Raw genomic sequence first — 24,986 nt, forward strand, 5'->3', positions numbered from 1 at the left:
CACCTCTCACGCCCCCGCGGGCACCTGAACGGCGCACGCTCGATCCACCACCGGTAACCGCGAGCAGCGCACACCTCGGTCGACTCGGCCGACCGTCGGCGTCGCACGCCCGGAGGACTCACCGCGCCGCAAGCGCGCACACCACGAACCACACGCCCCACCCGAGCACCCGAGCACCCGAGCACCCGAGCACCCGCAGACTCGACCGCAACAGCCCTTGAAGGGACGACTCATGACCGACACCTCGAATCCCGACGTACTCGTGGCAGGAGCAGGCCCCGGCGGACTGTTACTCGCGTGTGAGCTCGCGCTCGCCGGCGTGCGCTGCACCCTCCTGGAGCGGCGCACGCACCCCTCCCCGCTCTCGCGCGCCAGCGGTCTGCAGGCCCGCAGCCTCGAACTGCTCGCCATGCGCGGGCTGACCGACGAGTTCCTCGACCGCAGCAACCCCCACGACCACATCCAGCTCGAGCCCGGTGGGGCCCGCCTCGACCTGCGCCGACTGGACACCGAGTTCCGCCAGCTCAGCGTCTGCCCGCAGCACGTCACCGAGAACATCCTCGAAGACCACGCACGCGAACTCGGTGTGCGCGTCGAGCGCGGTGTCGCCGTGCTCGACGTCGGACAGGACAGCGAGGGCGTTACCGTGCGGGTCGAGGGGCCGGAGGGTGCCGGGGAGCGCCGGGCCGCCTGGCTGGTCGGCTTCGACGGCGTGCACAGCACTGTCCGTGAGCAGGCCGGCATCGGCTTCCCTGGCGTGACCTTCCCCTGGGACGTCTTCCTCGGCGACGTCAGACTCACCCGGCCGGCCCCCGACGGGATGCTCGTCAAGGTCAACGAGCACGGCATGGTCGTGGCGATCGACTTCGGTACGGGCGTGTGGCGCATGGGTGTGGTCAATCCGCACCCGCACCTGCCCGGCAAACCCGTCTGCGTCGATGAGATGGCCGAGGCGTTGAAGAAGATCATCGGCTATGAGCTCGGGCCGCACGACCCCTCCCACACGGGTTCCCGTTTCGCCTTCCAGCGCCGCATCGCCACCACCTACCGCGCCGGCCGGATTCTGCTGGGCGGTGACGCCGCCCATGTGCACCCGCCGATCGGCGCCCAGGGGATGAACCTCAGCATCCAGGACGCGATGAACCTCGGCTGGAAACTCGCCGCCGTCGTGCGCGGCCGGGCCGCGCCGTCCCTGCTGGACACCTATGAGCGGGAACGCAGGCCGGTCGCCGAGCGGACCCTGAAGGTGACCGACCGGGTGATGCGTGTCTCGATGCACCCCCACCCGCTGCCGAGGCGGCTGCGTGCCAGGCTGGTGCCGCTCCTCATGGGCCGCCGCGCCCTCAACGACCGCCTCGCCCGGCATGTCTCCAACATCGCCGTGGCCTATCCCCCGACCGGAGGCGGACGGGGGTCCCTGATCGGCCGTCGTGTGCCGAACCTGGCCATGACCGGCCCCGGCGGTGCCATGGAGCACCTCTTCGACCGGTTCCGCAGCGCCCCCTTCGTGCTGGTCGACCAGAGTCCCGGCGGCCGGCTCGCCGAGGCCGCGGCACCGTGGGGAGATCGTGTGGCGGCGGTGGCCGCCCGAATCACCGGCGGGTCCGAATTCTCCCGGCATGACGGGGTGCTGGTGCGGCCGGACGGGTACTGCGCCTGGGCCGGGGCCCCTTCGGACGTCGTGGGCTTGCGCACGGCGCTGACCACGTGGTGCGGCAGCCCCACGCCGGTGCCGGTGCAGGAGCCCGTACAGGAGCCCGGTCCGGCGCCAGGTCGGGCGCCGGGTCCGGCGTCGGACCCGGAGCCCGTACCCCGGTCCCGACCCGAGTCGGGCCCGGACAGCACCGGGGCGGCAGCAGGCGGGCTCACGAGGTGATCACCCGCGCGGCGGCCGGGGACTCACAAGGTGATCACCCATGGCTCCCGGGCATCGGTCCGGGCGGACACCAGCAGGGCCAGCGACCGCAGGGGCTGATGGTCCAGGCTCCTGAGCAGCGCGGGTGTCTCGGCGCACCGTCGCCTCGCGCACAGCCCGGCCGACACCCACCGCCGCCTCGGCCCCGCTGCGTCCGGCAGCAGGCGGGTGCCGATCGCCGACGCGGTGAGTGAGGCGTCGCGTCGGGTCGGCGGCCCGGGACCGATCGCCTGGGCCGCGTACACCCCGGGGCCGATCCGCAGCGCCCGCAGTTCCGCGGCGGCGGCCCGGTGTGCGGCACGGTCGTCGATGACAGCGGCGGCCAGACTCAGCCAAGCCGCCCGGACGACGGACGGACGGTTCCCGGGCGCCGTTCGGGCGAGGGCCGCCTCGACGGCCGCCCGAGCCTCAGCCGTACGAGCGGCGGGAGGTGACGGCGCGACGGCCAGTTCGGTGAGCCCGAGCAGGAGGGAGAAGTCATCGGTGCCGTCCAGGGGCGGGGCGGGCAGCGCCCGCTCGGCCTTCCGGGCGACGCCGGGGCCGAGCAGTCCCGCCAGGATCTTCAGATTCACCCGGTCCACCGCGCCGCCGGACCGCGACTGCCCCTCGCGGACCAGCTCCGGAAGCGCGTTGTCCAGCAGACAGCGGGAAAGGGGCCCGGCGAACTCCCTCTCGGAGTGGGCGTACCTGGCCGCCCGCAGCCCCGACACCGACGCCGACAGGATCTCGGAGACGGACTGCGGGGCCGGCCACCCGGCCCGGGAGTGCGCGGTCACGGTCGCGGGCCCCGCTCGGCGGCAGCCCAGTTCGACCGCGTGGAAGGTGGCCTGGGGGTCCGGAGCCGGACTCGAGGGCAGGCGCACCCCGCCGTCCGATCCGACCAGTCGGTCGCACACGGCCCGACTGACCGGCGCAACGGCCCTTCCCGCTTCGCCGGCCGCCTCGCGCAGCGCCGCCTTCTGCGCCAGCCACACCGCGTCCGCTCGCGGGGCGAGCCGTTCCAGGGCGGTGTCGGCGGCATGCACCAGGGCGGCTGTCCGTGCCGGGCTGGATGCCTCGGTCAGCCGCGCGGACAGCTGGGCCGACATGACGGCCGAGGCCGCTCGGTCGCCCCCCTCGTTCCGGCCTCGCGGCCTCGCGAGTACGGCCGCGATGTCCTGGACAACCTGGCGCGGCACCGGCAGATGGAGCCGTTCGAGCACGCCGACGGCCAGTGCCGTGCTGCCGAGGTCGGGCCGGGCGGCCGAGTCGTCGGCGCGGTAGCCTCCGCCGTCACGCAGCCGGTCCAGCGTCCGGGTGACCACAGCGCGGTCCGGCTGCTCCCCGAGCAGCCGCACAAGAGCGACCGCGTAGTCGAGTTGGGCGATGGCGGGCAGTCCGCTGCGCCGCAGCCGCCCTTCGAGGGCGGCGTCCGCCCAGCGCCGCACGGCGGCCGGGTCAAGACCGGCCCTGCCACCGCCGGTGGCATGGGCCAGTTTCAGCCGCCACACGGTCTCGTAGAGGGAGAACGGCGACTGCTGGACGCTGCGCGCGGCCTCGGTGAAGTGGCCACGAGTGCCGTCGAAGACCCAGGAGTCCAGGAGGAGTCGCCGCACCTCGGCGGGCGAGGCGATTGCCGGACCGGGGTCGCCCGCCGCCGGGCCGGGTGGTGGGGCGTGGTCCCCGGCGGCGAGCAGACCCAGCGTCACGGCGGCGGCGGCAAGCATGCGCGAGGCACGTGAGAGCCGCCGCCACCGGCTGATGGGTGGAACGGTCACGTGGAGGCCCGGTCCTTCGCCGTGGCCACGAAGTAGGACGTGCCGAACCGGAAGGTCCCGGTCACCTCGTAGGAGGACCGGTACAGCACTCCGGGGGCGCTGAAGGTCACCTTGTCCCACGAGTGCTCGGTGAGCCAGGTGTCGTCCACCTCGGTGGTCCAGGTCAGCCCGTCCGCCGCGTCGGCGCGCGCTCCCTGAGGTCCCCCGACCGCCGTCGCCGACGACGGGTAGGCGTCGACCCTCCAGTGGTCGGTGTGGATGACCTTGTCGGCGCGGAAGGGGCCCTGCCCCTCCCAGGCGACGCGGGAGGAGGTGTCGGTGAACGAGGCGACGCCTCGCGAGAAGAACGGCACCCGCAGATGCGAACGGCCGGTGACGGACACCAGGCCGGAGGTGCCGCCGGGCGGGGCCACGCTGCGGCTGCCCTTCAGGCTGAGAACGTGGTCGTTGTCGAGCAGCGGGTTGGCGGCGGCGCGCCCGGCCGCGCCGACCGCGCCCGTGCGCAGCGGCCCGTCCAGCAGGGAGCGCTTGTCCGTGACCTCGGGGTCGGCCGCGAGCACCCGGCCGCCGGTGAGGTCCTGGACCACGATGTATCCGGGCCTGTCCGCGGAGGCGCCGTCGGCGCGGGCATCGGCCGCGGGGCCGGTGGCATGCCGTGCCTGGACCTCGCGGCCGGCACTGGGGCGTTCGGTGGAGGCCCGCTTCAGGTCGCGCAGGAACACGTCCGTGCTGCCGTTGGTGTCCCCGGGCACCAGATTGTCGGCGGCGGAGACGAAGGTGGTGAACCGGCCGTCGGCGCTGATGCCGACGCCGACGCTGTCCGTGGCACTCTCACCGTCGCCCTCGACTCCCGCCTCACCGACGCTGACGCGCTCCGTGGTGCCCTTCCTGCGGTCGCGGACGAACATGTCCCAGTACCCGTTGGTGTCCCCGGGAACGAGATTCGGCGCCGAGGACGCGAACGCCACTCGCCGTCCGTCGCCGCTGAGCAGCGGGATGAAGTGCGCGGCGGCGCCGGCTTGCGCGCCGTCCGCGCCGACGCTTACCCGTTCGGTGGTGCCGTTGTCGCGGTCCCGTACGAACACATCGGTCGCGCCATTGGTGTCCCCGGGAACGAGGTTGGCGGCGCGGGAGCCGAACGCCACGAAACGGCCGTCCGCGCTGATGGACCAGCCGGCGCTGGTGCTGTTGCCCTGGCTTCCGTCGGCACCGACGCTGACGCGCTCGGTGGTGCCCTTCCTGCGGTCGCGGACGAATACGTCGTCCACGCCGTTGGTGTCGCTTCCGGCGGCGGGGCTCAGCAGATTGGCGCCGGAGGAGGCGAAGGCCACGAAACGGCCGTCGGCGCTGATCGCGGAGCCCTTGCTGTCCCCGTCCGACCCACCTGCGTCGGCGGCCGTGCTGATCCGCTCGGTGGTGTCCTTCTTGCGGTCGCGCAGGAACACGTCCCACTTGCCGTTGGTGTCGCGCGGCACGAGATCCGTGGCCCCCGAGGTGAAGGTCACGAACCGGCCGTCCGCGCTCATCGTGGTCCGAAAGCTCATCTCGTCGCCCTGCGCGCGGTCGGCGCCGACGCTGACGCGCTCGGTGGTGCCTTTCACGAGGTCCCGGACGAACACGTCGAAGCATCCGTTGGTGTCCCGGGCCACCAGGTTGTCCGCGTCCGAGGTGAAGGCGACGAACCGGCCGTCCTCGCTGACCGAGGGGCCGAAGCTGTCGGCGTCGCCCTGCGTCCCACCGGCGCCGACGCTGACGCGACGGGTCGTGCCGGTCCTTCGGTCGTGGACGAAGACGTCCGATGCCTCATTGGTGTCGCCCGGCACCAGGTCGGGGGCGATGGAGACGAAGGCCACATAGCGGCCGTCCGAGCTGATCGAAGGGCCCTGACTGCGGGCCTCGCCCTGGACGGCGGGGCTCCGCGCGTGCCGCGCGTTCTGCGCGGCCGGCTCGTGTTTCGTGTTCACCGGCCGTCCGGCCTCGGCCCCGACGGCGGGGCCCGCCGTGATCGTTGCCGCGATCAGGAGACTCCCCGCTGCCAGAAGTCGCAGCCCTGCCGCCGAACCCCTGCATGGTGCGAAGCGCACCCCGAATGTGCTGACGTACTTGCCGTGCATGTCTTGCCCTTTCGCACAGGTTCATCGGGCCGTCCGGCCGTGGTCGGGAAACCCAAGGCCGAGACCCGGTGGCGCACCCGTGCGGAGCGGCGCCGACCCCCCGTTTGTCAGCCCTGGCGGTGCCCCTCCCCCTTTTCGGGCAGCCCGCCGTACCAGGAGCGGCGGACATCGCGCCCACTCCCTCACGAACAGAATCCACAGCCTTGCTCGAAACCCGTTACCCCAGGTATTCGTGGGCCGCGTCGAGGAAGGCACGACGGCTCGGTCGAATGTGCGCCGCCACCTGCTCGGCGAACGGCTCTCCCGAATCGTCCGGGCCGTTCTTGATCACCTCCTGTAACGCGAAGCACAGTCCACGCGCGGCCTCGTTGACGTGCGGTGCGCAGAGCATGTGGATCGTCTTCTGGAGTACCCAGAGCCTGTCGATGCTCTGGTTCGCCAGCACCTGCCACCCTTCGTCGAGCGGCGGTTGGGGGCCACGATCCGCCGCGACCCGTTCCGCCGCCTGCGCGGCCACGAGGAATTCGACGAGGTGCGAGACCCGGTTGTCGCGCCGCTTCTCGGCGATCTCGCTGTCACGGCGCTGCTCCTCGGTGCGCTCCGACGAGCGGCGTGAGGTCTCCTGAGCCGCGAAGGACAGAAGCCCACCGACGACGACACCCATGAGCGAGGCCGTCGCGGCCCACACGTCGGCACTCATTCGCATCAACCCACCCGCTGAAGAGACGAACCACGTTGCCTTGATCCCAGCACATGATCCGGGACGCGCGCAGAGATATACAGAGGAATACGAAAAGTACGATCATCCGACCAGAATTTCCGCGGACCTCGTACCAACAGCTGTCAACCGCACGTGCGACCATACGGCGCGCAGATTCTCGTTCGGAATCCGCCCGACCGAATGATCCAATACCATGTCGAGATCGATTCGCGCGCGCTTGCGAATCGCGACCCGGACTCCATTTCGACGACGAGCCCCACCCCTTCTACTGCACGGCCTCGGCAGCGGTGCAAAGGAATGGCGGTAATGAGCTCAAGTCCACGAAGGGAGTGAGCGGCTAGGGGGCCGGGGCCGTTTCACGCAGTTCCAGGCCGCGCCGGAGCGCTGCGGCGTACCAGGCGCCGTAGCGGGACCCGAGGAAGGCAGCCGACGCTCCGTGGAGGCAGACGCTCAGGGCCACTGTCACGGCGATGACCCCACTGAGACGTTCCCCTCCCGGCAGGTGCTCCTCGAAAGCGATCAGTCCGAACACCACGGAGGCCAGTCCCCGCGGACCGAACCAGCCGACGTACGCGACCGTGGGCGCGCGCAGCCCGGTACCGATCAGAGCGACGGTGACGGGGATCATGCGGATCGCCGTGAGGCTGAGCACCGCGTACAGCAGTATCCGCCAGTCGGCGTGTGTCAGCGCGGGGCCCAGGATGAGTGCGCCGAAGAACAGGAAGCTCAGCGCCGCCAGCAGCGTGCCGAGCCGGTCGGCGAACTCGGTGTCCTCGCCGATGCCGGCGTCCGCGGTGCGGGACGGCTCGACCGCCCGTCCGCCGCGCGTGAAGGCGCCGAAGGCCAGCCCGCCGGTCCAGGCCCCGATGAAGCCGCTCCCGTCGGCCGCGACGCACAACGCGTAGATCACGACCGGTACCGCGAGGACGAGGATCTGCCGCCACTCGGTCGTGCTCCAGCCCCGCGCGGCCGCCCCCCGCAGCACGCGCGCTCCGAGCCACCCGATCGCCACCGCGATGGAACTGCTGGCCACCAGGGCGAGGAAGAAGGTCGCCAGCGGGCCCTGACCTTCCCGGCCGCCGCCTGCCGCCGCCAGAGCCAGCAGGAAGAACGGCAGAGCCACCCCGTCGTTCAGGCCCGACTCGACATTCAGTCCGTGGCGCACCAGGGCGGGGACATGTTCGTCGGAGACGGCTTGCTGGCCGAGCGCCGCGTCGGTGGGGGCGAGGATGATGCCGACCTGTGCCAGTACCCACATGCCCAGTCCCGGCAGTACGAGCCACGCCGTCAGCCACCCGAGCCCCATGGTCAGCGGCAGTCCCACAGCCAGCAGCCGTACGGGCAGGAAGCCTTCCCTGCGCAGTTCCTTCGTCCGGATGGACGCGGCTCCGGTGAACAGCACGAGCGCCAGAGCGCTCTCCAGCAGCGTCCGGGTGATCTCGGCGTCGTGACCGCGGTCGGCCAGGTCGAGCCCCTGGGGCCCGATCAACAGCCCGGAGGCGACAAAGACCATCGGTCCGGAGACAGCCGTCGTGGCCAGTCGGCGCGAAACCGCCGCGTAGCAGGAGACCGCCGTCCCGGCTGCGATCGCGGCCCACGGATTCACCGGCTCCTCCTTCGGACGGACCATCCCTGCGGGACCCGGGCCCGCAGGGAAGCGCGGCACACACGCGTCCCGCCACCTCAGAACTGCTCGGGGCCGGAAGAGTCACGCTCGTCGCACTCGGCTAGCCCGTCCGGGGGAGCGCCTCCTCGCTGAGGCCGAGCGGAAGGCGTACCCGCGAAGGGCCGGGACGTGCCCGTCCAAAGCGAGAAGTGGAGGCGCGGGCCGCACGTGCGCGCACATCCGACGGCGGCTCACCGGTGGACCGGGAAGGGCGGGACCACCGGTGGGCCCGGCTCGCGACGGGGAGGTCAGGCGAGGATCTTCGCCTTCCCCTGCTGGAACTCCGTCTCGGTGATCTCACCCCTGGTCCGCAGCTCCGAGAGCTTGGCGAGTTGGTCGGCCTGGCCGCCGGTACCCGCGGTTGCCCGGATGTAGTCGTCCAATGCCCGCTGCTGCTTCCTCGCGTGCTGCTGCTCACGGGTGCCCATGCCACTTCCTCGGGCGATGAGGTAGACGAAGACACCCAGGAACGGCAGAAGGACGACGAAGACGCACCATCCGGCCTTGGCCCACCCGCTCAGGGCGTCGTCCCGGAAGATGTCGCCGATGACGCGGAACAGCAGGATGAGCCACAGGATCCACAGGAAGATCCACATTACGCTCCAGAAGGCGCCCAGGACCGGGTAGTCGTAGGCCAAGTGGACGTAGTCGTTCATCGCTCGCTCCTTGTTCGGTCCCCCCTCGGCTCCAAGTGGCCGGCCGGCCTCGAAGGGACTTCGAGGCGGACCGCCTCCCGTCCCGCCCGGTCGGCGGCGGCCAGGCTCTGCGGGGAACCGTCGACGCCCGCGAAGACCGGTCGGACCATGATGCGCACCTCCGCGTCCGTCGAGCGCCGCGCCGCTTCGGTTCGGCGCTCCCGCCGATTCCAGTCTCTCTCCGATGCCGGGCGGCCAGGAGGGGCCACAGGCCCCTACTGGGGCCGTCCGGCCCATGGAGTCACCGCCCGGCTTCCTCGACAGTGAGCCGCACGGCCCGCGTGCGGCGGGCCGGACAGGAAGGGTGGGGCACATCATGAACGGTGACGTCGTCGTGGGCATCGACGGCTCGTGGGCGAGTTGCAGGGCCGCGCAGTGGGCGGCGGAGGAAGCGGCGCGCCAGGGCCAGGCGCTGCGTGTGGTGCACTCCTCGCCGCTGCCGGTGCGCACAGTGCCTGCCCCACAACTGCCGAGCCCGCGGCAGGACGGGGAGGAGCTGATGCTGCGCCGGATGGTCTCGGACCTGTCCTTGAGCCATCCCGGCTTGAAGATTCTGGACACCCGGCACTGGGACTCGCCGGCCGCCGCTCTCCTGGACGAGGCCGAGTCGGCCGGGCTGCTGGTGCTCGGGGCCCGTGGCATCGGCGGATTCCCCGGCCTGCTGGTGGGCTCCGTGGCGCTGCGTCTGGCCGGGCACGCGCGCTGCCCCGTCGTCGTGACCCCGGCGAGTCGTCCGGCCGACGCGGGAGGAGGAACCGCGGCGGCGTCCCCGGGTGAGGTCGTGCTCGGCATCGACGCACGTGATCCGGCCGACGCGGTCGTGGAATTCGCGTTCGACGCCGCACGGCGCCGAGGCGTACCCCTGCGGGCGGTGCACGCGTGGAGCCTTCCGGCCGCCTTCGCCCCGCCGCCGGCCCTGGAGATACCCGAGAGCGACCGGGCCACCTGCGAGGACCTGGAGGTGCAGCTGCTGTCGGACGCCCTGCGCCGCGGCCGGCGGGACAACCCCGATGTGCGGGTCGTGCTCGACGTCGTGCTCTTCAACCCCGCCAAGGCGGTGGTGAACGCCTCGACGCACGCCGGCCTCCTGGTGCTGGGTCGGGCCGAGGGCGCCGGGAGCGACCACCCCGGACCGGTCGCGCACGCCGCGCTGCACCACGCCCCCTGCCCGGTGGCGATCGTTCCCCACGGCTGAGGTCACCGGCGGTGCCCTGCCACGCCGCGGCTCAGTGCCCGTTCGGAGGGCCGGACGGGAGATCCAGCCAGCGCGCCTGGCCGGGCGCCACACTCACCGCGCGGTCGGCCAGGATCACCCGGATGGGCGGCTCCCGCGACGGCGGGACGTCCACCCGTAGCCGGCCGCCCCGCACACGCACCCCGACGCCCCAGTGCCCGCGGAAGTTGATGGAGAATCCGAACTCCGACAGCTCGGGCAGCGGCACCGGGTCGAACCACAGTGCCTCGTCCCGGGTCTCCATGCCGGTCAGTCCCCGCTGGACCAGGTCCAGCGTCCCCGCCATGGCACCGAGATGGACCCCCTCCGCGGTGGTGCCTCCCTGGATGTCCGCGACGTCCGAGGTGAGCGCCTCCAGGAAGTACCTCCAGGCGTCCGCCCGCCGCGCCCTGGCGAGGACCCAGCCGTGCACCAGACCGCTCAGCGTCGACCCGTGGCTGGTGCGGCGCAGGTAGTAGTCGACCGTCCTGTGCCACGTCACATCGTCCATGGTGTATCCCAGTCTGCGGAACAGCCCGCCCAGCTCGCCCGGCGAGAAGAGGTGTCCGAGCATCAGCGCGTCGGCCTGCTTCGACGCCTTGTAGTGGTTGACGCTGTCCCCCTCCGCCTCCAGGATCCGATCGAGGCGGCGGATGTCGCCGTACCGGTCCCGGTACGCCTGCCAGTCGAGTTCGGACAGCTCCTCGTAGCCCTCGAACTGGCTGATCACTCCGCTGTGGAAGGGCACCGTCAGCCGCCGGGACACCTCCTCCCAGTGGCCGGGCTCGCCGTCGGCGACCCCGATCCGCTCGAAGAGCTCGTCCCGGCGCGGCGCGGGGAGCGATCGTGTCAGGTCCAGGGCGCGGCACAGCACCCAGGCGGCCATGACGTTGGTGTAGGCGTTGTCGTCCAGTCCCGGCTCGGACGCGCCGGGATAGGCGTCGTGGTACTCGTCGGGGCCGACGACGCCCCGGATGCGGTACCGGCCCGTCGAGGCGTCGAGGGCGGCGCGGTCGGCCCAGAAGCGGGCGATCTGCACCAGCATCTCGGCGCCCCTGGTGTGCAGGTACTGGGTGTCACCGCTGGCCTGGCAGTACTGCCACACGTTGTAGGCCACGGCGGAGCCGACGTGGTGCTGGAGCGCGGACAGGTCCGGCACCCAGCGGCCTGATCGTGGGTTGAGGTGGAGGCGCTGTGACTCCTCGCGGCCGTCTCCCGCGCTCTGCCAGGGAAACATCGCTCCCTTCCGGCCCGCCCGCGCCGCGGCGCGGCAGGCCTGCGGGAGCCTGCGGTGGCGGTAGTCGAGCAGGGCCCGGGAGACCTCGGGGAAGTGCAGGTTCAGAAAGGGAAGGACGAACAGCTCGTCCCAGAACACGTGTCCGCGGTAGGCCTCGCCGTGCAGGCCGCGGGCGGGCACTCCCGTGTCGAGGTCCGCGGTGTGCGGGGAGAGTGTCTGCAGCAGGTGGAACTGGTGCAGCCGCAGGATGCGGCCGGCTTCGCCGGGGACGTCGAGACCCGTTCTGCGCCACAGGTGCTCCCACGCCGTGCGGTGGGACGCGAGCAGGCCCGCGAAGCCGGGTGCCGCCCGGACCCGCTCGATCGAGGCGCCCAGCGGATCGCTGATCGCCGGATCCCTGGACGTGTGCAGCGCGACGGTCTTCTCGACGGCCACCGGGGCTCCGCGCGCCAGCGGCACCTCGATCACCTGCGTCGCCCGGCGGTCGTCGGCCCGCAGGCGCGGGGCGGCGTGACCGGGGTCGTCCGCGACGACCGTACGGGCGGCCATGGCGACACCGAGGTCGGAGGTGCGGGTGCGGCAGCGCAGCCACACGATGCCCGCATCCGCTGATCCGGTGTGCACCTGGGTCAAGTGCTGCCCGTCGAGGGCGCGGTAGCGCTCGACGCCCGAGTTGGTCACCGTGCCGTCCAGTGCGGACTCGATCTGCAGCACGCCCTCCCACCCCTGCGCCGTGAACCGCGTCCACAGGGCGGCCAGGTGAGGGTCTCCCATGTGGACGAGGCGGTGCTGCTCGACCGCGAGCCGCCTGCCGCTCGCGTCCTCGAAGCACAGGCTTCGGCGCAGGATGCCCTCGCGCATGTCCAGGACCTGCCGGTATCCCACCGCCGAGCCGTCGTCCGGGCCGACCCACGCGGGGTCGGGGGTGTCCGGTGTCCGCACGCGAAAGCGCAGGGGGAGCCAGTCCGGCAGGTTGACCAGGTCCTCGTTGGAGACCTGGCGGCCGGCCACGGTGGAGGTGAGGCGGTCGTAGCAGCCCGCGGCGTAGGTGCCCGGGTAGTGCGCCGGACCCGGGGCGGCCTCGGGGGCCGCGCCACGAGTGGCGAAACAGCCGTTGCCGAGGGTGCACAGGGCTTCGCGGAGCCTTTCCCGGCCGGGGTCGTAGCCCTCGTACTCCCAGGTCCACTCAGGCATCGCTCGGCCCTTCACGCCTCCGCTTCGAACAGGTGTCCAGCTCTCGCGGTCCACTCCATCGATCGTCTCGCACGAGGATCCGGACCGCTCGGGGGCGGTGCGGATCCTCGTGCGTGCCGGAGCCGACCGGGCAGCCGGTCCGCCGCCGCCCCGGGCGGTGGCGGTGGGCCGACGGCCCCGCCCGGGCGGGCCGGTCAGCCGGTCCAGCTCCAGTCGGCCACCTCGGGCAGGTCCGTGCCGTGCTCGCGGATCCAGGCATGGTGGCGGGTGCGGGTGTCCTCCATGGCCTGGCGGACGGAGGCGGCACGGCCGGAGAGACCGGGAACGCGGTCGATGACATCCATGACCAGCCGGTACCGGTCCAGGTCGTTGCGCACGACCATGTCGAACGGGGTGGTCGTCGTGCCCATCTCCTTGTAGCCGCGCACATGCATCTGCGGGTGGACGGCCCTGCGGTAGGCCAGCCGGTGGATGAGCCACGGATAGCCGTGGTAGGCGAAGATCACCGGCTTGTCACGGGTGAAGACCGCGTCGAACTCCAGGTCGGACATGCCGTGCGGGTGGTCCTCGCTGGGCATCAGCCGGGTCATGTCGACGACGTTCACGACGCGGACGGCCAGGTCGGGCAGGTGGCGGCGCAGCAGGTCGGCGGCGGCCATGACCTCCAGGGTGGGCACGTCCCCGGCGGCCGCGAGGACGACGTCGGGTTCGCGGGTGCCGTCCTCGGTCCCGGCCCAGTCCCAGATGCCGGCGCCCCGGGCGCAGTGGGCGCGGGCCTGTTCGAGGTCCAGCCAGTCGAAGCAGGGCTGCTTTCCCGCGACGACGACATTGACGTAGTCGCGGCTGCGCAGCGCGTGGTCGGCGACCGACAGCAGGGTGTTGGCGTCCGGCGGGAGGTAGACGCGCACGACCTCGGGGCTCTTGTTCAGGACGTGGTCGACGAAGCCGGGGTCCTGGTGGGAGAAGCCGTTGTGGTCCTGCCTCCAGACGTGGGAGGTCAGCAGGTAGTTGAGGGACGCGACGGGGCGGCGCCACGGCAGTGCGCGGGAGACCTTGAGCCATTTGATGTGCTGGTTGACCATCGAGTCCACGATGTGCACGAACGCCTCGTAGCAGGAGAACAGGCCGTGGCGTCCGGTGAGCAGGTACCCCTCCAGCCAGCCCTGGCAGACGTGCTCCGAGAGGATCTCCATCACCCTGCCGTGGCGGCCGAGGTGCTCGTCGGTGGACAGGGTCTCGGCCTGCCAGGCCTTGTCGGTCACGTCGAAGACGGCCTGGAGGCGGTTGGAGGCGGTCTCGTCGGGGCCGACGAGGCGGAAGTCCCTGCGGTCACCGGTCTCGGCCATGACCCGCTCCAGCAGGCCGCCGAGCACGCGGGTGGGTTCGTGCAGGGCGGTGCCGGGCTTGTCCACGGGGACCGCGTGCCGTTCCAGGCCCGGGATCGGCAGGTCGCGCAGGAGCAGGCCGCCGTTGGCGTGGGGGTTGGCACCGAGGCGGCGGTCGCCCTCCGGGACGCAGTCGAGCACGAGCGGCCGGGGCCGCCCTTCGGCGTCGAACAGGTCCTCCGGCCGGTAGGAGCGCATCCACTGCTCGAGCTGGCGCAGATGCGCCGGGTTCTCGCGCACATGGGCAAGGGGGACCTGGTGGGCGCGCCAGGTGCCCTCCACCGGGACGCCGTCGACCTCCGCCGGTCCGGTCCAGCCCTTGGGGGTGCGCAGCACGATCATGGGCCAGCGGGCGCGCTCGGTGACGCCTTCCTCGCGGGCGGTGCGCTGGATGATGGCGATGTGGTCGAGAGCGGAGTCCATGGCGTGCGCCATCGCCCGGTGCACCGCGGCCGGGTCGCTGCCGGTGACATGGATCGGCTCATGGCCGTATCCGCGCATCAGGTCGTCGAGCTCGGCCCTGGGCAGTCGGGAGAGCACCGTCGGGTTGGCGATCTTGTACCCGTTCAGGTGCAGGATCGGCAGGACGGCACCGTCGTGGACCGGGTCGAGGAACTTGTTGGAGTGCCATGAGGCGGCCAGCGGGCCGGTCTCGGCCTCCCCGTCACCGACCACGCAGGCAACGATGAGGGAGGGGTTGTCGAAGGCGGCGCCGTAGGCGTGGGCGAGGCTGTAGCCGAGTTCGCCGCCCTCGTGGATGGAGCCGGGGGTCTCGGGAGCGACATGGCTGGGCACTCCGCCGGGGAAGGAGAACTGGCGGAACAGCCGCCCCATGCCTTGCGCGTCCCTGCCGACAGCGGGATAGGTCTGGCTGTAACTGCCTTCCAGCCAGGAGTTGGCGAGCACCGCCGGACCGCCGTGGCCCGGCCCCCAGATGCACACCGTGTCGAGGTCGCGGGCCTTGATGACGCGGTTGAGGTGGGTGTGCACCAGGTTCAGACCGGGTGAGGTGCCCCAGTGGCCCAGCAGGCGCGGCTTGATGTGCTCCGGCCGCAGCGGCTCGGTCAGCAGCGGGTTGTCGTCGAGGAGGTAGATCTGGCCCACGGCGAGGTAGTTGGCGGCACGCCAGTGGGCGTCCAGCGCCGCAACCTCGTCGTCGGTGAGGTGCTGGGAGCCGGTGGGGTCACCGGGGTGCACGGGCACGTCTGGCATCGACTGCTCCTTGGTCGTCTGGTGCGTACTTGTCGGGCGTGCTGGGTGCGTTGGATGAGCGGACCGGGTCGTGCCGCGAAGGTCACTCCTCCGATACCACTGCCACGGGGCACGGGGCGTAATGCAGAAGAGCGTGGTTCACCGGGCCGAGCTGGAGTCCGAGAGAGCCCTTCCTCCGGCGGGCACCCACGATCAGCAGGTCCGCGGTGCTCCCCGCGTCGAGGAGCACCTGTCGCGCCTGCCCCTCGAAGGTCTCCGGGCGCAGGACACCCGGTCCGGGGTCCGGCAGCCCTTCGAGGGCGCGCTCGAGAGTCCGGCGGGCGCGTTGTTCGTGGTGGTGCTCCGCCTCGGCGGAGAATCCCCCGTCCAACACGTTCTCACCCGCCGGAGCACGCCAGATGTGCAGCGCCAGCAGTTCACTGCCGCGCACCTGCGCCTCGCGCACGGCGAAGGCGGCCGAGGCGGAGGACGGCCCGGTGTCCTCGGAGACCCCCAGGATCAGCCGCTTGAAGCTGCCGTCCACGTTCGCCTGGCCGCCACGGACGACGATGACCGGGCAGTGGGCTCTGCCCGCCGCGGAAAGGCTCACCGAGCCCAGGAGCATTTGCGCCAGCCGGCCGCGCCCGCGCGATCCGACGATGACCGCGGAGGCCTCTTCGCTCTCGCGGACCAGGGCATCCGCCGGGTCCTCGGCCACGACCTCGCCGGACACCTTCACTTCCGGATTGCGCAGCTGCGCCCGCTCGGTGGCGGAGGCGACGATGTTCTCGGCCCACACCTGCTGGGACGGCCGGGAACCGCCGAACGAGGGGACGACGCCTTCGTAGCGCTCCCACAAGGACGCGTGGACCAGCCGCAGCGGCCAACCGTGCCGCGCCGCTGCGTCGACCGCCCAGTCCAGGGCCCTCAGACTGAAGTCCGACCCGTCGACGCCGATCACCAGGGGCAGCTCCATGGCCGCCACCACCTCTCGTGAACCTCGGTGTTTGTTGCTTCGAACCCTTCCACCCGCACCCGGCGGGCCGACAGGGGCGCTTCGGCCCCCACTGGGGACGTTCGGCCCCAAGCGCGGGTGACGCGGCGGCACGAGGTGGGACCGTGGAGCCCTGCGGAATCGAGGGAGGCTCATGGGCCGAGTCGACCCGCGTCATCGTGATCGGGGTGGGCGACGAGCCGGCACGACGTGGCCACCGCGTGCCCGGCGGGACGCGTCCGGCGCCCGACCCGCCGCCGGGCGGGCGGGGCCCCCGCGCGATCCCCCCGAACGCGTGTGCGGCCGCCTTCGACCGGCCGGCGGCCGCGGGATCCGGTCATCGGGGCCGAACGGCCCGCGGCGGACCCCGATCAGCCCCTGTGCCCGCTCCTGTGTCCGGCCGAGTGTAGGAGGCGGACAACGAGCGGGAGAGGGAGCACCATGGCTGACACCACGCTCAGCACGGCGACGGCCGACGCGCTGCTGTCCAACGGCACAATCGTGCGGATCCGGCCCGCGCGGCCGCGGGACCGCGAGCGAGTGCTCCGGATGCACGAGGAGATGTCGCCGGAGAACCTGCGCTTCCGGTTCTTCGCCGTCAGCCGTCGGGCGGGCGAGCGGGCCGCTGCCCGGGTGTGCACCCCGCGCCCGGGCTTCCTGGCCCTTCTGGCCACTGTGGGGAGCGTCGTGGTGGGCACCGCCGAGTTCGACGCGTCCCCCGGCTCCCCGGCCGACTCGGCCCCCGGCCGGACGTCGGACCCGCACACGGCCGAGGTCGCCCTGGCCGTGGCGGACGACTGGCACCACCGGGGTATCGGCACCCTGCTGCTCGAGCACTTGGTGGGGGCCGCCCGGCAGGCGGGGATCCGTGCCTTCACCGCTGACGCGCTCGCCGACAACCATGCCGTGCTGAAGGTCTTCGCCGACCTGGGACTGCGCACCTCGCGCCGGTTCGAGGGCACCGAGGTCCATCTCGAGGTCCACCTCGAACCGGACGAGAGCTATCTGTCGGCGGTGGATGCCAGGGGCCGGGTCGCGGACGTGGCCAGCATGGGCCCCCTGCTGCGGCCGGGGTCACTGGCCGTCGTCGGAGCCGGGCGCGCCCGGGGCTCGGTCGGCCGGGAGATCCTTGAGAACATCCGCGAGGGCGGATTCACCGGCACCGTGTACGCCGTCAATCCGCACGCGGACCGCGTCGCCGACGTGCCCTCGTACCCGTCGGTGCGGCTCCTGCCCACCGTCCCGGACCTGGTCGTGGTCGCCGTACCCGCGCATCTGGTGCCCGGTGTGGCACGTGAGTGCGGCGAAGCCGGCGTCCGCGCCCTCGTCACGGTGACCTCGGGGCTGACGCCGCAGCAGTCCGCGGAGCTGCTGGACGCGTGCCGAACCCACAGCATGCGCCTGGTCGGACCCAACTGCCTCGGGATCGCCAACACGGCGAGGGACGTGCGGCTCGACGCCACGTTCGCGGCCCGGCGTCCGCTTCCCGGCACCGCGGGCGTCGCCGTCCAGTCCGGCGGTGTCGGGATCGCCCTGCTGGGCGGTCTGTCCCGCCTGGGAATCGGCGTCTCGACGTTCGTCTCCCTCGGCGACAAGTACGACATCAGCGGCAACGACCTGCTGCAGTGGTGGGAGGGCGAGGGCGGCACCGACCTGGCCGTGCTCCACCTGGAGTCCTTCGGCAACCCCCGGGCGTTCTCGCGCACCGCCCGCAGGGTCGCGCACCGCCTGCCCGTGCTGACCGTCGACGCGGGGCGTTCCGCGGCGGGCCGACGTGCGGCGGCCTCCCACACCGCCGCCGCGGCCACCCCGACCATGACCAGGCAGGCCCTGTTCACCCAGGCCGGAATCATCGCCACAAGCGGCATCGGGGATCTGCTCGGCACGGCCGCGCTCCTGCACGCGCAGCCGCTGCCCGAGGGTGGGTCCGTGGCCGTCGTGTCGAACGCCGGTGGAGCGGGTGTCCTGGCCGCGGACGCCTGTGTCGAGGCGGGGCTGACCGTGGCGCCGTTCGACGCATCGCTCGAGGCGCAGCTGCTGGCCGACCTGCCGTCGGGCGCCGCCGCGGCCAACCCCGTGGACACCACCGCCTCAGTGGGCTCCGCCGCGCTGCGTCGCTGCGTGGACCGGCTCGCGGACCACGGGGGTGTCGACGCCGTGCTGGTCGTGCTGGTCCCCACCGCGCCGACCAGGGCGACCGGGGACGATCCCATACGGTCTCTCACCGGAGCACCGGGCCACCGCTCCAGAACCGTCGCGGCCGTCCTCCTCGACCAGGAACCCCCTGTCCGGCTTCTTCCCACCACCGACGGAGCCGCCGTGCCGGCCTACGCGGATCCGCAGGGCGCGGCCGGCGCGCTGGCCCACGCGGCGGAGTACGCCCGCTGGCGGTCCCAGCCCGTCGGCACCGTGCCCACGCTCTCCGGTGTCGACCGCGGGGCCGCCGCCGCCGTCGTCGAGAAGTATCTGGCGGAGCACCCCCGCGGCGGCTGGCTGGACCCGCTGACCTGCGCCGACCTTCTCGCCTGCTACGGGCTGCCCCAGCTGCCCTGGTCGTGGGTCCACGACGAGGAGGCGGCCGTCGAGGCGGCACGGCGCCTGGCAGGAGCGGACGGCGGGGCCGTTCTCAAGGCCTACTGTCCGGGGCAGGTGCACAAGAGCGAGCAAGGTGCCCTGCGCCTCGGCCTCGACGGTGACGCGCAGGTGCGTGCCGCCTACCGGGAGCTGGCAGACCGGTTCGCGGACGTGATGACCGGGATGATCGTTCAGCCGATGGCCGAGCGCGGCACCGAGCTGTTCGCCGGTGTCGTCCAGGACGAGGTCTTCGGTCCGTTGGTGCTGTTCGGGCTCGGCGGAACCGCCACCGAACTGCTCGCCGACCACGCCGCTCGCCTGGCCCCGCTCACCGACCGCGACGCGCACGCCCTGATGACCGGCCCGCGCTGTGCCCCGCTGCTCTTCGGGTACCGCGGCAGCGCGCCCTTGGACCTGGAGGCACTGGAGCAGTTCCTGCTGCGGCTCTCCCGGATGGCGTGCGACCTGCCGCAGTTGGCCGAAGCCGACTTCAACCCCGTGGTGGCCACCGCGGCAGGTGTGGCGGCACTGGATGTGCGGCTGCGACTGGTGCCGCAGACCGGCAAGGACCCCTATCTGCGGCACCTGCGCGAGTGGAGCGGAGGAGGTGCGCCCCGATGATCACCGAACCGACGCATGCCGACACGGCCGGCGGTGTCCATGAGCGCGGTGTCCATGATCGAGATGTCCATGCGCGAGGGCTCTGCGACGTCGTGGTCGGGGTCGACGGGTCGGCCGACTCCCTTGCGGCCCTGGACCGGGCCGTCGAGGAGGCACGGGCGCGCGGCGCCGGCCTCCAGATCCTGCACGCAGGGGCGTGGACCGCGGTCGGGCACGTGTCCGGCGCCCAGGAGCGGACGGGACACCGCGGACGCGACGATGCCGCGGAATCCACCGTGTCGGCCGCCGCGGCACGCGTCCGGGAACGGGCCCCCGATGTGTCGGTGTGGACGACGACGACCTCGGAGGACGCGGCCCGGGCGCTGGCACGCCGCAGCGCCGACGCGGCCCTGACCGTCGTCGGCACCCGGGGCCTCGGAGGGTTCCGGGGACTGCTCCTCGGCTCCGTGAGCCTGCGCCTCGCAAGGCACACGCGGGGACCGCTCATGGTCGTCCGGGGCAGGGCTGCGAAGGTCCTGGGCCCGAGGGGGCACGGCAAGGTCCTCGTCGGCGTCGAGAACGACGCCGACGGTGAGGCCGTGCTGTTCGCCCTGGAGGAAGCGGCTCGAAGGGGCGCGCGGCTGCGCGCGCTGCACGCCGTCGGCCGCGTCAGAACGCAGCCGCCGGCGTCCGTCTCGGGACTGCGCGCGGACCGGGCTCTGAGAGCTCGGACGGGAGCGGCCGTCGCCAGGCACGTCGTCGCCGGCCTGCGGGAGAAGTTCCCGGATGTGCCCGTGCGGTGCGATGCGGTTCGGCACCGGGCGGCGGAGGCCCTGGTCCACGCCTCCCGGGCGGCGGACGTGGTCGTCGTCGCGGTCCGTCCCTCGGACCCGGGCACCGATGCGCGTCTGGGCCCGGTCGCCCACGCACTGCTGCGACGCAGCCACTGCCCGGTGGTGCTGGTCCCCACCGACCCCTTTGCCACCTGAGAGCCATTCCACCCCTTGAAGTCACATCAACCACTAAGAAGAGGCACATCATGAAGCAGCACAGGGTCGGCACCGTGATGGCGCCCGACGTCGTTCGGGTGACGCCCGACACGACCTTCAAGGAAGTCGCCGAGCAGCTGGCGCGGCACCGCATCAGCGGGCTTCCCGTCGTGGACGACGACGAGAAGGTGCTCGGGGTGGTCTCCGAGACCGATCTGGTCCTGCGTCAAGCCGCACAGGCCGACGCACAGGACCCGCCACGTCGGCGCATGCCGTGGCGGGGCCGAAGTGCTCGGCGCAAAGCCGCCACGGCCTCGGCCAGGACCGCCGAGGAGCTGATGTCAGCGCCGGCGGTCACCGTGCACGCGGAAGACACCATCGTCTCCGCCGCCCGGACCATGGCCCGGCACAGCGTCGAGCGGCTGCCGGTGCTGGACGAGGAGGACCGGCTGGTGGGCATCGTCACCCGGCGCGAGCTGCTGAGGGTCTTCCTGCGCGCCGACGAGGACATCCGGGGCGAGGTGATCGGCGAGGTGCTCGTCAAGACACTCTCGCTGACCCCCGGTACTGTCGAGGTGACAGTGGACGACGGTGTCGTGGAGGTGAGCGGGCGACTCGAACGGCGCAGCGAGATTCCCATCCTTGTGCGCCTGACAAGTCAGGTCGACGGAGTGGTGGACGTGGTCGACCACCTGTCCTACCGCCACGACGACACGCACACCGAGCCCACGCAGCCCGCGATGCACGGCGTGGCCGACGACTGGCTGCGCCGCCTGTGAGGCCCTCGGGCCGAGAGGAGGAGTGAGGAAGATGGCAGACTTGCGTGTCCTGGTCGCGCATGGGACCAAGAACGGTTCCACGGCGGAGATCGCAGAGATGATCGGCACCACGCTCCGCGAGCACGGCATCGTGGCCGACGTGCGTCCCGCGGGCGATGTCCGCGACGTCACGGAGTACGACGCGGTCGTGCTGGGCGGCGCCCTGTACACGAACCGCTGGCACCGCGACGCGGTGCGGTTCTCCCGTCGGCACCGCGGGAAGCTGGCGGACCGGCCCGTCTGGATGTTCAGCAGCGGGCCGTTGGACGCCTCGGCCGCGCAGCGGCGCATCCCCCCGACCGCGAGCGCCCGGCGGGCCATGGGCCGACTGGGCGCCCGGGACCACGCCACCTTCGGGGGGCGGCTGGAGGACGGCGCCAAGGGCCTGATCGCCCGGCAGATCCTCAAGTCCGGCCGAGGCGGTGACTTCCGCGACCGCGGACAGATCCGCTCCTGGGCGGACGGCATCGCCACCGACCTCGCCGCACAGCCGCCGTACACCTCGCACGCGGCCTGACGGCGGCGACTGGACCGCCCTCGCCCGAACGGACCCGCTGCCGGAAGGGATCGCCCGCATGGCGCAAAAGGACCGCGGCAAGCAGGGGCAGGACGCTCCGCCCGCCCGTATGCCCCGCAAGGTGTACGAGCGGGAGCTGTCCCGCCTTCAGGAGCAACTGGTGGTGATGCAGGAATGGGTGCGGGCGGAGGGAGCCCGGCTGGTCGTCGTCTTCGAGGGCCGCGACGCCGCGGGCAAGGGAAGCACCATCAAGCGCGTCACCGAGTTCCTCAACCCGCGCGTGGCCCGTATCGTCGCTCTTCCGGCGCCCACGGACCGCCAGCGCGGACAGTGGTACTTCCAGCGGTACGCGGAGCATCTGCCGGCCGCCGGTGAGCTGGTGCTGTTCGACCGCAGTTGGTACAACCGGGCGGGTGTCGAGCGCGTCATGGGCTTCTGCACGAAAGCCGAGTACGGACGCTTCCTCCACCAGTGCCCCATCTTCGAACGGCTCCTCGTCGAGGACGGCATCCTGCTGCGCAAGTACTGGTTCTCCGTCGGCGACGAGGAACAGGAGCGGCGCTTCCGGTCGAGGCTGACCGATCCCATGCGGCGCTGGAAGCTGTCACCGATGGACCTGGAGTCCGTCACCCGCTGGGAGGCGTACTCGCGGGCGAAGGACGAGATGTTCGTGCACACGGACATTCCCGAGGCCCCCTGGTACGTCGTCGACGCCGACGACAAGAGGCGGGCGCGCATCAATATGATCGCCCATCTGCTCTCCACCGTTCCCTACCACGAGGTCCAGCGCTCCGCGCTCCGCCTGCCGGACCGCCCGCCTCCCACCGGCTACGAGCGTCCGCCCAGGGAGATGCAGACATATGTGCCCGACCACGCGGGCTCCTTGCTGGGATCGGAGACGGACAGCACCTAGGAGACGGACAGCACCTGGATGAACGAGTCCGATGGCTTCAGTGGTCATGGGCGATCGGTGATTGCTTGATCGGCGCGTTGGCGGTCCGGTTTTGACGGATGCCCGATGCCGGATGCCGGTGCCGGTACGCGCCGCCGGGACGGCACCGCACCCGTCGCCGACCGGTTCCAGCGCCGTCTGAGCCGTACGAACGGCTCCGGGCCGGCTCCTGCCAGGAGCCGGCCCGGAGCCGTTGCCGTGTTCCGCTCTCCGTCACGCCTCGGGCGCGCCCCTCGGCGCCTCTGCCGAACATCCGTGCCCGTCAACGCAAGACACCGTGGCGGGCGCGATCCACGCGGGCACCGTGTTCATCAACACGCCCAACCCGCTGGACGCCTCCGCGCCCTGGGGCGGCTTCAAGTCCAGTGGCCGGGGCCGGGAGATGCCCAGCAGCGCCATCGACCTCTACACCGAAGTGAAGAGCGTCTGGACGTCGCTGTCCTGACATCCGCGTGAAGCGCCTCCCCCCGCCGACTCCCAGGCGCGGGGGAAGCGTGCAGCAAGTACCTTCCGATGCACAGCCCGGTCCGCGATCAGGCCCACCCCGCCGCAAGGACCCTTTGCGTTTCGGGATCGCCGCGTCGAGGTCAAGAGGAGCCGGTTGGACCGTCCTCATGGGCCGCTTGGCCCCTGCCGGTGCCGCTCGTGGCACCGGACCATGGCCGTGAAGGCCCCACCACCGGCGAAGAGGTGCGACATGGCGGCTGTCGAGGAGACCTCGCGCGGCGCTCGGCAAGGACAGGCTCGACGCGCTGGTGCGCGTGCTCGCCGAAGAGGGCAGGCCGTCATCGATCCCTCTGTCCGGGACGGCGCGATCGTGCTCGCGGAGATCGGCTCCCGCGACCGGCTGCCCTACGGCTGGGGCACGGAGCCGGACGCGGGACGGTACCGGCGGGCCGCCGTCTCGTCGGCCGCGGAGCGGATGGGCCGCTCGATGCCGCCGGTGGACCCGCGAACGAAGGAGGCGGAACAGTGACCACTATGGCGACCGGCCCGCTCGCCGGGCTGAAGGACCCTCACCTCGAGCGCCTGATGGAGTTCTCCCGGCAGGTGAACTTCCCCGCCGGCAGCCGCCTGTTCGAGGAGGGCGGCAGGGCGGACCACTTCTGGATCATCCGCTCGGGGTCGGTCGACCTCAGCCTCCATATACCCGGACGCGCCGCCCCCAGGGTCGAGACCCTGGGGCCCGGAGAACTGCTCGGCTGGTCATGGCTGTTTCCGCCGTACCGCTGGCACTTCGGCGCGCAGGCCCTCAGCCCGGTGCGCGCGCTGGAATTCGACGCCGAGCGGGTGCGGCAGCTGTGCCGGGAGGATCCGGCACTCGGCCACGACCTCGTCCTCGCCTGCGCACAGGTGATCGCGGACCGGCTGAAGTCCGCCCGTACACGTCTGCTCGACCTGTACGGGCCCCACCGGAGCTATCGCGATGACGGGGACTGAGACGGCCGCGGTCCCTGTGGCCCACCGGGTGGAGCGGGTGCACCGGGAGAGCGCGGACACAGACTTCCTCGACCCCGCGGTCGAGCGCTTCGACTCCCAGCCACGGAGGCAGCCATGACCGGCACCATGCGCACCGTCAGCGACGTGATGACCCACACGGTCGTCGCGGTCGGCCGCGACGCGTCGTTCAAAGAGATCGTGCGAACGATGGAGCAGTGGAGGGTCAGCGCCCTGCCGGTGCTGGAGGGCGAGGGGCGCGTCATAGGGGTGGTCTCCGAGGCCGACCTGCTGCCCAAGGAGGAGTACCGCACCGCCGATCCCTCGCTGCTGGAACAGCTCCGGCGTCTGGAGGACATCGGCAAGGCCGGCGCGGGCGTCGCCGAGGAGCTCATGACGTCCCCCGCCGTCACGGTGCACTCGGACGCGCCCCTGGCCGAGGCCGCCAGGGCCATGGCCATCCGCAAGGTCAAGCGCCTGCCGGTGGTCGACTCCGAAGGCCGTCTCGAGGGCGTGGTCAGCCGGTCGGACCTGCTGAAGGTCTTCCTCCGGTCGGACGAGGACATCGCGAACGAGGTGCGCCGGGAAGTGGTCGGCCGGCTCTCTCCCGCGCTCTCCCCCACCGTCGAGGTGAGCGTCGACGACGGGGTGGTCACTGTGCGCGGAGGGATCAGTGACACATCGCTGATCCCTCTGGTGGCCGGACTCGTGCGCGCGGTCGAGGGCGTCGTCACCGTCGAATGCGAGCTCACCACGGCTCGAGACGGTGCGCCCGGCCCGCCGTAGACCACTGTCCGGACCGCTTCCACCCGCCCGACCAGTACCTTCCATGGGGCCGTTCGGCCCATGGTGCGGTGGGCTGCGGTGGGCGAGGATCGAAGAGGACGGGACCTACATGGATGCTGGGCAGGGAGCGATCGTGGATCAAGGAGAAGAGTTCTCGCGGGAGAGGCCGATCCGGGTCTTCCTGCTGGACGACCACGAGGTGGTCCGGCGCGGCATCCTCGACCTGCTGGA

The 24,986-nt window shown here is 72.1% G+C and carries 19 protein-coding genes and 1 pseudogene; 11 read left to right on the forward strand and 9 right to left on the reverse strand.

Annotated features, from left to right (window positions below; genetic code table 11):
- Window positions 1–232: 232 nt before the first annotated feature.
- The gene (locus IEY86_RS20510; RefSeq protein WP_189133227.1) at window positions 233–1,876 is read left to right on the forward strand and encodes an FAD-dependent monooxygenase; all 1,644 of its coding nucleotides are present in this window, start codon (window positions 233–235) and stop codon (window positions 1,874–1,876) included.
- A gap of 23 nt (window positions 1,877–1,899) precedes the next feature.
- Here the strand turns inward: IEY86_RS20510 and IEY86_RS20515 are convergent, their stop codons facing one another.
- From IEY86_RS20515 to IEY86_RS36610, 6 genes and pseudogenes are all read right to left on the reverse strand, one after another.
- Window positions 1,900–3,672, reverse strand: a complete 1,773-nt coding sequence (locus IEY86_RS20515) for a hypothetical protein (protein WP_189133228.1) — start codon at window positions 3,670–3,672, stop codon at window positions 1,900–1,902.
- The gene (locus IEY86_RS20520; protein ID WP_189133229.1) at window positions 3,669–5,636 is read right to left on the reverse strand and encodes a TolB family protein; all 1,968 of its coding nucleotides are present in this window, start codon (window positions 5,634–5,636) and stop codon (window positions 3,669–3,671) included. The genes IEY86_RS20515 and IEY86_RS20520 overlap by 4 nt, the downstream gene beginning before the upstream one ends.
- Window positions 5,637–6,003: 367 nt before the next feature.
- Entirely contained in the window at window positions 6,004–6,486 is a 483-nt protein-coding gene (locus IEY86_RS20525) for a hypothetical protein (RefSeq protein ID WP_189133230.1), read from the reverse strand.
- 358 nt (window positions 6,487–6,844) lie between these two features.
- Window positions 6,845–8,113 (reverse strand): cation:proton antiporter, encoded by a 1,269-nt coding sequence (locus IEY86_RS20530; RefSeq protein ID WP_229698619.1) that lies wholly within the window; start codon window positions 8,111–8,113, stop codon window positions 6,845–6,847.
- Between the two features lie 308 nt (window positions 8,114–8,421).
- Entirely contained in the window at window positions 8,422–8,829 is a 408-nt protein-coding gene (locus IEY86_RS20535; protein ID WP_189133232.1) for an SHOCT domain-containing protein, read from the reverse strand.
- A gap of 47 nt (window positions 8,830–8,876) precedes the next feature.
- Window positions 8,877–8,978 (reverse strand): annotated as a pseudogene (locus IEY86_RS36610) (universal stress protein); the annotation flags it as partial.
- Between the two features lie 206 nt (window positions 8,979–9,184).
- Here IEY86_RS36610 and IEY86_RS20540 point away from each other — a divergent pair.
- On the forward strand, window positions 9,185–10,063 hold the full coding sequence (locus IEY86_RS20540) for a universal stress protein (RefSeq protein ID WP_189133233.1): 879 nt from the start codon (window positions 9,185–9,187) through the stop codon (window positions 10,061–10,063).
- 31 nt (window positions 10,064–10,094) lie between these two features.
- On the opposite strand, the gene IEY86_RS20545 is transcribed toward IEY86_RS20540, so the two are convergent.
- From IEY86_RS20545 to IEY86_RS20555, 3 genes are all read right to left on the reverse strand, one after another.
- The gene (locus IEY86_RS20545; protein ID WP_189133234.1) at window positions 10,095–12,512 is read right to left on the reverse strand and encodes a glycoside hydrolase family 65 protein; all 2,418 of its coding nucleotides are present in this window, start codon (window positions 12,510–12,512) and stop codon (window positions 10,095–10,097) included.
- A gap of 194 nt (window positions 12,513–12,706) precedes the next feature.
- Entirely contained in the window at window positions 12,707–15,109 is a 2,403-nt protein-coding gene (locus IEY86_RS20550) for a phosphoketolase family protein (RefSeq protein ID WP_189133235.1), read from the reverse strand.
- A gap of 82 nt (window positions 15,110–15,191) precedes the next feature.
- Window positions 15,192–16,064 carry a universal stress protein gene (locus tag IEY86_RS20555; RefSeq protein ID WP_189133236.1) on the reverse strand — a complete coding sequence of 291 codons (873 nt, stop codon included), beginning with the start codon at window positions 16,062–16,064 and terminating at the stop codon, window positions 15,192–15,194.
- 459 nt (window positions 16,065–16,523) lie between these two features.
- Between IEY86_RS20555 and IEY86_RS20560 the strand changes: the two genes are divergently transcribed.
- The 9 genes from IEY86_RS20560 to IEY86_RS20600 all read left to right on the forward strand — a co-directional run bounded on the left by IEY86_RS20560 (window position 16,524) and on the right by IEY86_RS20600 (window position 24,755).
- A complete protein-coding gene (locus IEY86_RS20560; protein ID WP_189133237.1) occupies window positions 16,524–19,277 on the forward strand; it encodes a bifunctional acetate--CoA ligase family protein/GNAT family N-acetyltransferase in 2,754 nt (917 codons plus the stop codon).
- Window positions 19,274–20,245, forward strand: a complete 972-nt coding sequence (locus IEY86_RS20565) for a universal stress protein (RefSeq protein WP_189133238.1) — start codon at window positions 19,274–19,276, stop codon at window positions 20,243–20,245. The genes IEY86_RS20560 and IEY86_RS20565 overlap by 4 nt, the downstream gene beginning before the upstream one ends.
- A gap of 50 nt (window positions 20,246–20,295) precedes the next feature.
- The gene (locus IEY86_RS20570) at window positions 20,296–21,024 is read left to right on the forward strand and encodes a CBS domain-containing protein (RefSeq protein ID WP_189133239.1); all 729 of its coding nucleotides are present in this window, start codon (window positions 20,296–20,298) and stop codon (window positions 21,022–21,024) included.
- A 31-nt stretch (window positions 21,025–21,055) separates the two neighbouring features.
- Window positions 21,056–21,580 (forward strand): flavodoxin domain-containing protein, encoded by a 525-nt coding sequence (locus IEY86_RS20575; RefSeq protein ID WP_189133240.1) that lies wholly within the window; start codon window positions 21,056–21,058, stop codon window positions 21,578–21,580.
- A gap of 58 nt (window positions 21,581–21,638) precedes the next feature.
- A complete protein-coding gene (ppk2, locus tag IEY86_RS20580) occupies window positions 21,639–22,493 on the forward strand; it encodes a polyphosphate kinase 2 (protein ID WP_189133241.1) in 855 nt (284 codons plus the stop codon).
- Window positions 22,494–22,809: 316 nt separating this feature from the next.
- Window positions 22,810–22,977, forward strand: a complete 168-nt coding sequence (locus tag IEY86_RS36615) for an aldehyde dehydrogenase family protein (protein WP_229698620.1) — start codon at window positions 22,810–22,812, stop codon at window positions 22,975–22,977.
- 372 nt (window positions 22,978–23,349) lie between these two features.
- The gene (locus IEY86_RS37855; RefSeq protein WP_308425157.1) at window positions 23,350–23,508 is read left to right on the forward strand and encodes a hypothetical protein; all 159 of its coding nucleotides are present in this window, start codon (window positions 23,350–23,352) and stop codon (window positions 23,506–23,508) included.
- 5 nt (window positions 23,509–23,513) lie between these two features.
- Entirely contained in the window at window positions 23,514–23,972 is a 459-nt protein-coding gene (locus IEY86_RS20595; RefSeq protein WP_189133263.1) for a cyclic nucleotide-binding domain-containing protein, read from the forward strand.
- Window positions 23,973–24,086: 114 nt separating this feature from the next.
- Window positions 24,087–24,755 (forward strand): CBS domain-containing protein, encoded by a 669-nt coding sequence (locus IEY86_RS20600; protein WP_189133242.1) that lies wholly within the window; start codon window positions 24,087–24,089, stop codon window positions 24,753–24,755.
- The last annotated feature ends 231 nt before the right edge of the window (window positions 24,756–24,986 follow it).

Origin of the sequence: Wenjunlia tyrosinilytica (genome assembly GCF_014646055.1) — a bacterium.
Taxonomy (GTDB): domain Bacteria; phylum Actinomycetota; class Actinomycetes; order Streptomycetales; family Streptomycetaceae; genus Wenjunlia; species Wenjunlia tyrosinilytica.

What these genes read in the sequence shown, in the direction of transcription:
- IEY86_RS20595 (WP_189133263.1), top strand. Translation starts at nt 23,514, where the DNA reads ATGGCGACCGGCCCGCTCGCCGGGCTGAAGGACCCTCACCTCGAGCGC.
- IEY86_RS20555 (WP_189133236.1), bottom strand. Translation starts at nt 16,064, where the DNA reads ATGGAGCTGCCCCTGGTGATCGGCGTCGACGGGTCGGACTTCAGTCTG.
- IEY86_RS20570 (WP_189133239.1), top strand. Translation starts at nt 20,296, where the DNA reads ATGAAGCAGCACAGGGTCGGCACCGTGATGGCGCCCGACGTCGTTCGG.
- IEY86_RS20600 (WP_189133242.1), top strand. Translation starts at nt 24,087, where the DNA reads ATGACCGGCACCATGCGCACCGTCAGCGACGTGATGACCCACACGGTC.
- IEY86_RS20525 (WP_189133230.1), bottom strand. Translation starts at nt 6,486, where the DNA reads ATGAGTGCCGACGTGTGGGCCGCGACGGCCTCGCTCATGGGTGTCGTC.
- IEY86_RS20540 (WP_189133233.1), top strand. Translation starts at nt 9,185, where the DNA reads ATGAACGGTGACGTCGTCGTGGGCATCGACGGCTCGTGGGCGAGTTGC.
- IEY86_RS20535 (WP_189133232.1), bottom strand. Translation starts at nt 8,829, where the DNA reads ATGAACGACTACGTCCACTTGGCCTACGACTACCCGGTCCTGGGCGCC.
- IEY86_RS20510 (WP_189133227.1), top strand. Translation starts at nt 233, where the DNA reads ATGACCGACACCTCGAATCCCGACGTACTCGTGGCAGGAGCAGGCCCC.
- ppk2 (WP_189133241.1), top strand. Translation starts at nt 21,639, where the DNA reads ATGGCGCAAAAGGACCGCGGCAAGCAGGGGCAGGACGCTCCGCCCGCC.
- IEY86_RS20560 (WP_189133237.1), top strand. Translation starts at nt 16,524, where the DNA reads ATGGCTGACACCACGCTCAGCACGGCGACGGCCGACGCGCTGCTGTCC.
- IEY86_RS20575 (WP_189133240.1), top strand. Translation starts at nt 21,056, where the DNA reads ATGGCAGACTTGCGTGTCCTGGTCGCGCATGGGACCAAGAACGGTTCC.
- IEY86_RS20550 (WP_189133235.1), bottom strand. Translation starts at nt 15,109, where the DNA reads ATGCCAGACGTGCCCGTGCACCCCGGTGACCCCACCGGCTCCCAGCAC.
- IEY86_RS20565 (WP_189133238.1), top strand. Translation starts at nt 19,274, where the DNA reads ATGATCACCGAACCGACGCATGCCGACACGGCCGGCGGTGTCCATGAG.
- IEY86_RS20545 (WP_189133234.1), bottom strand. Translation starts at nt 12,512, where the DNA reads ATGCCTGAGTGGACCTGGGAGTACGAGGGCTACGACCCCGGCCGGGAA.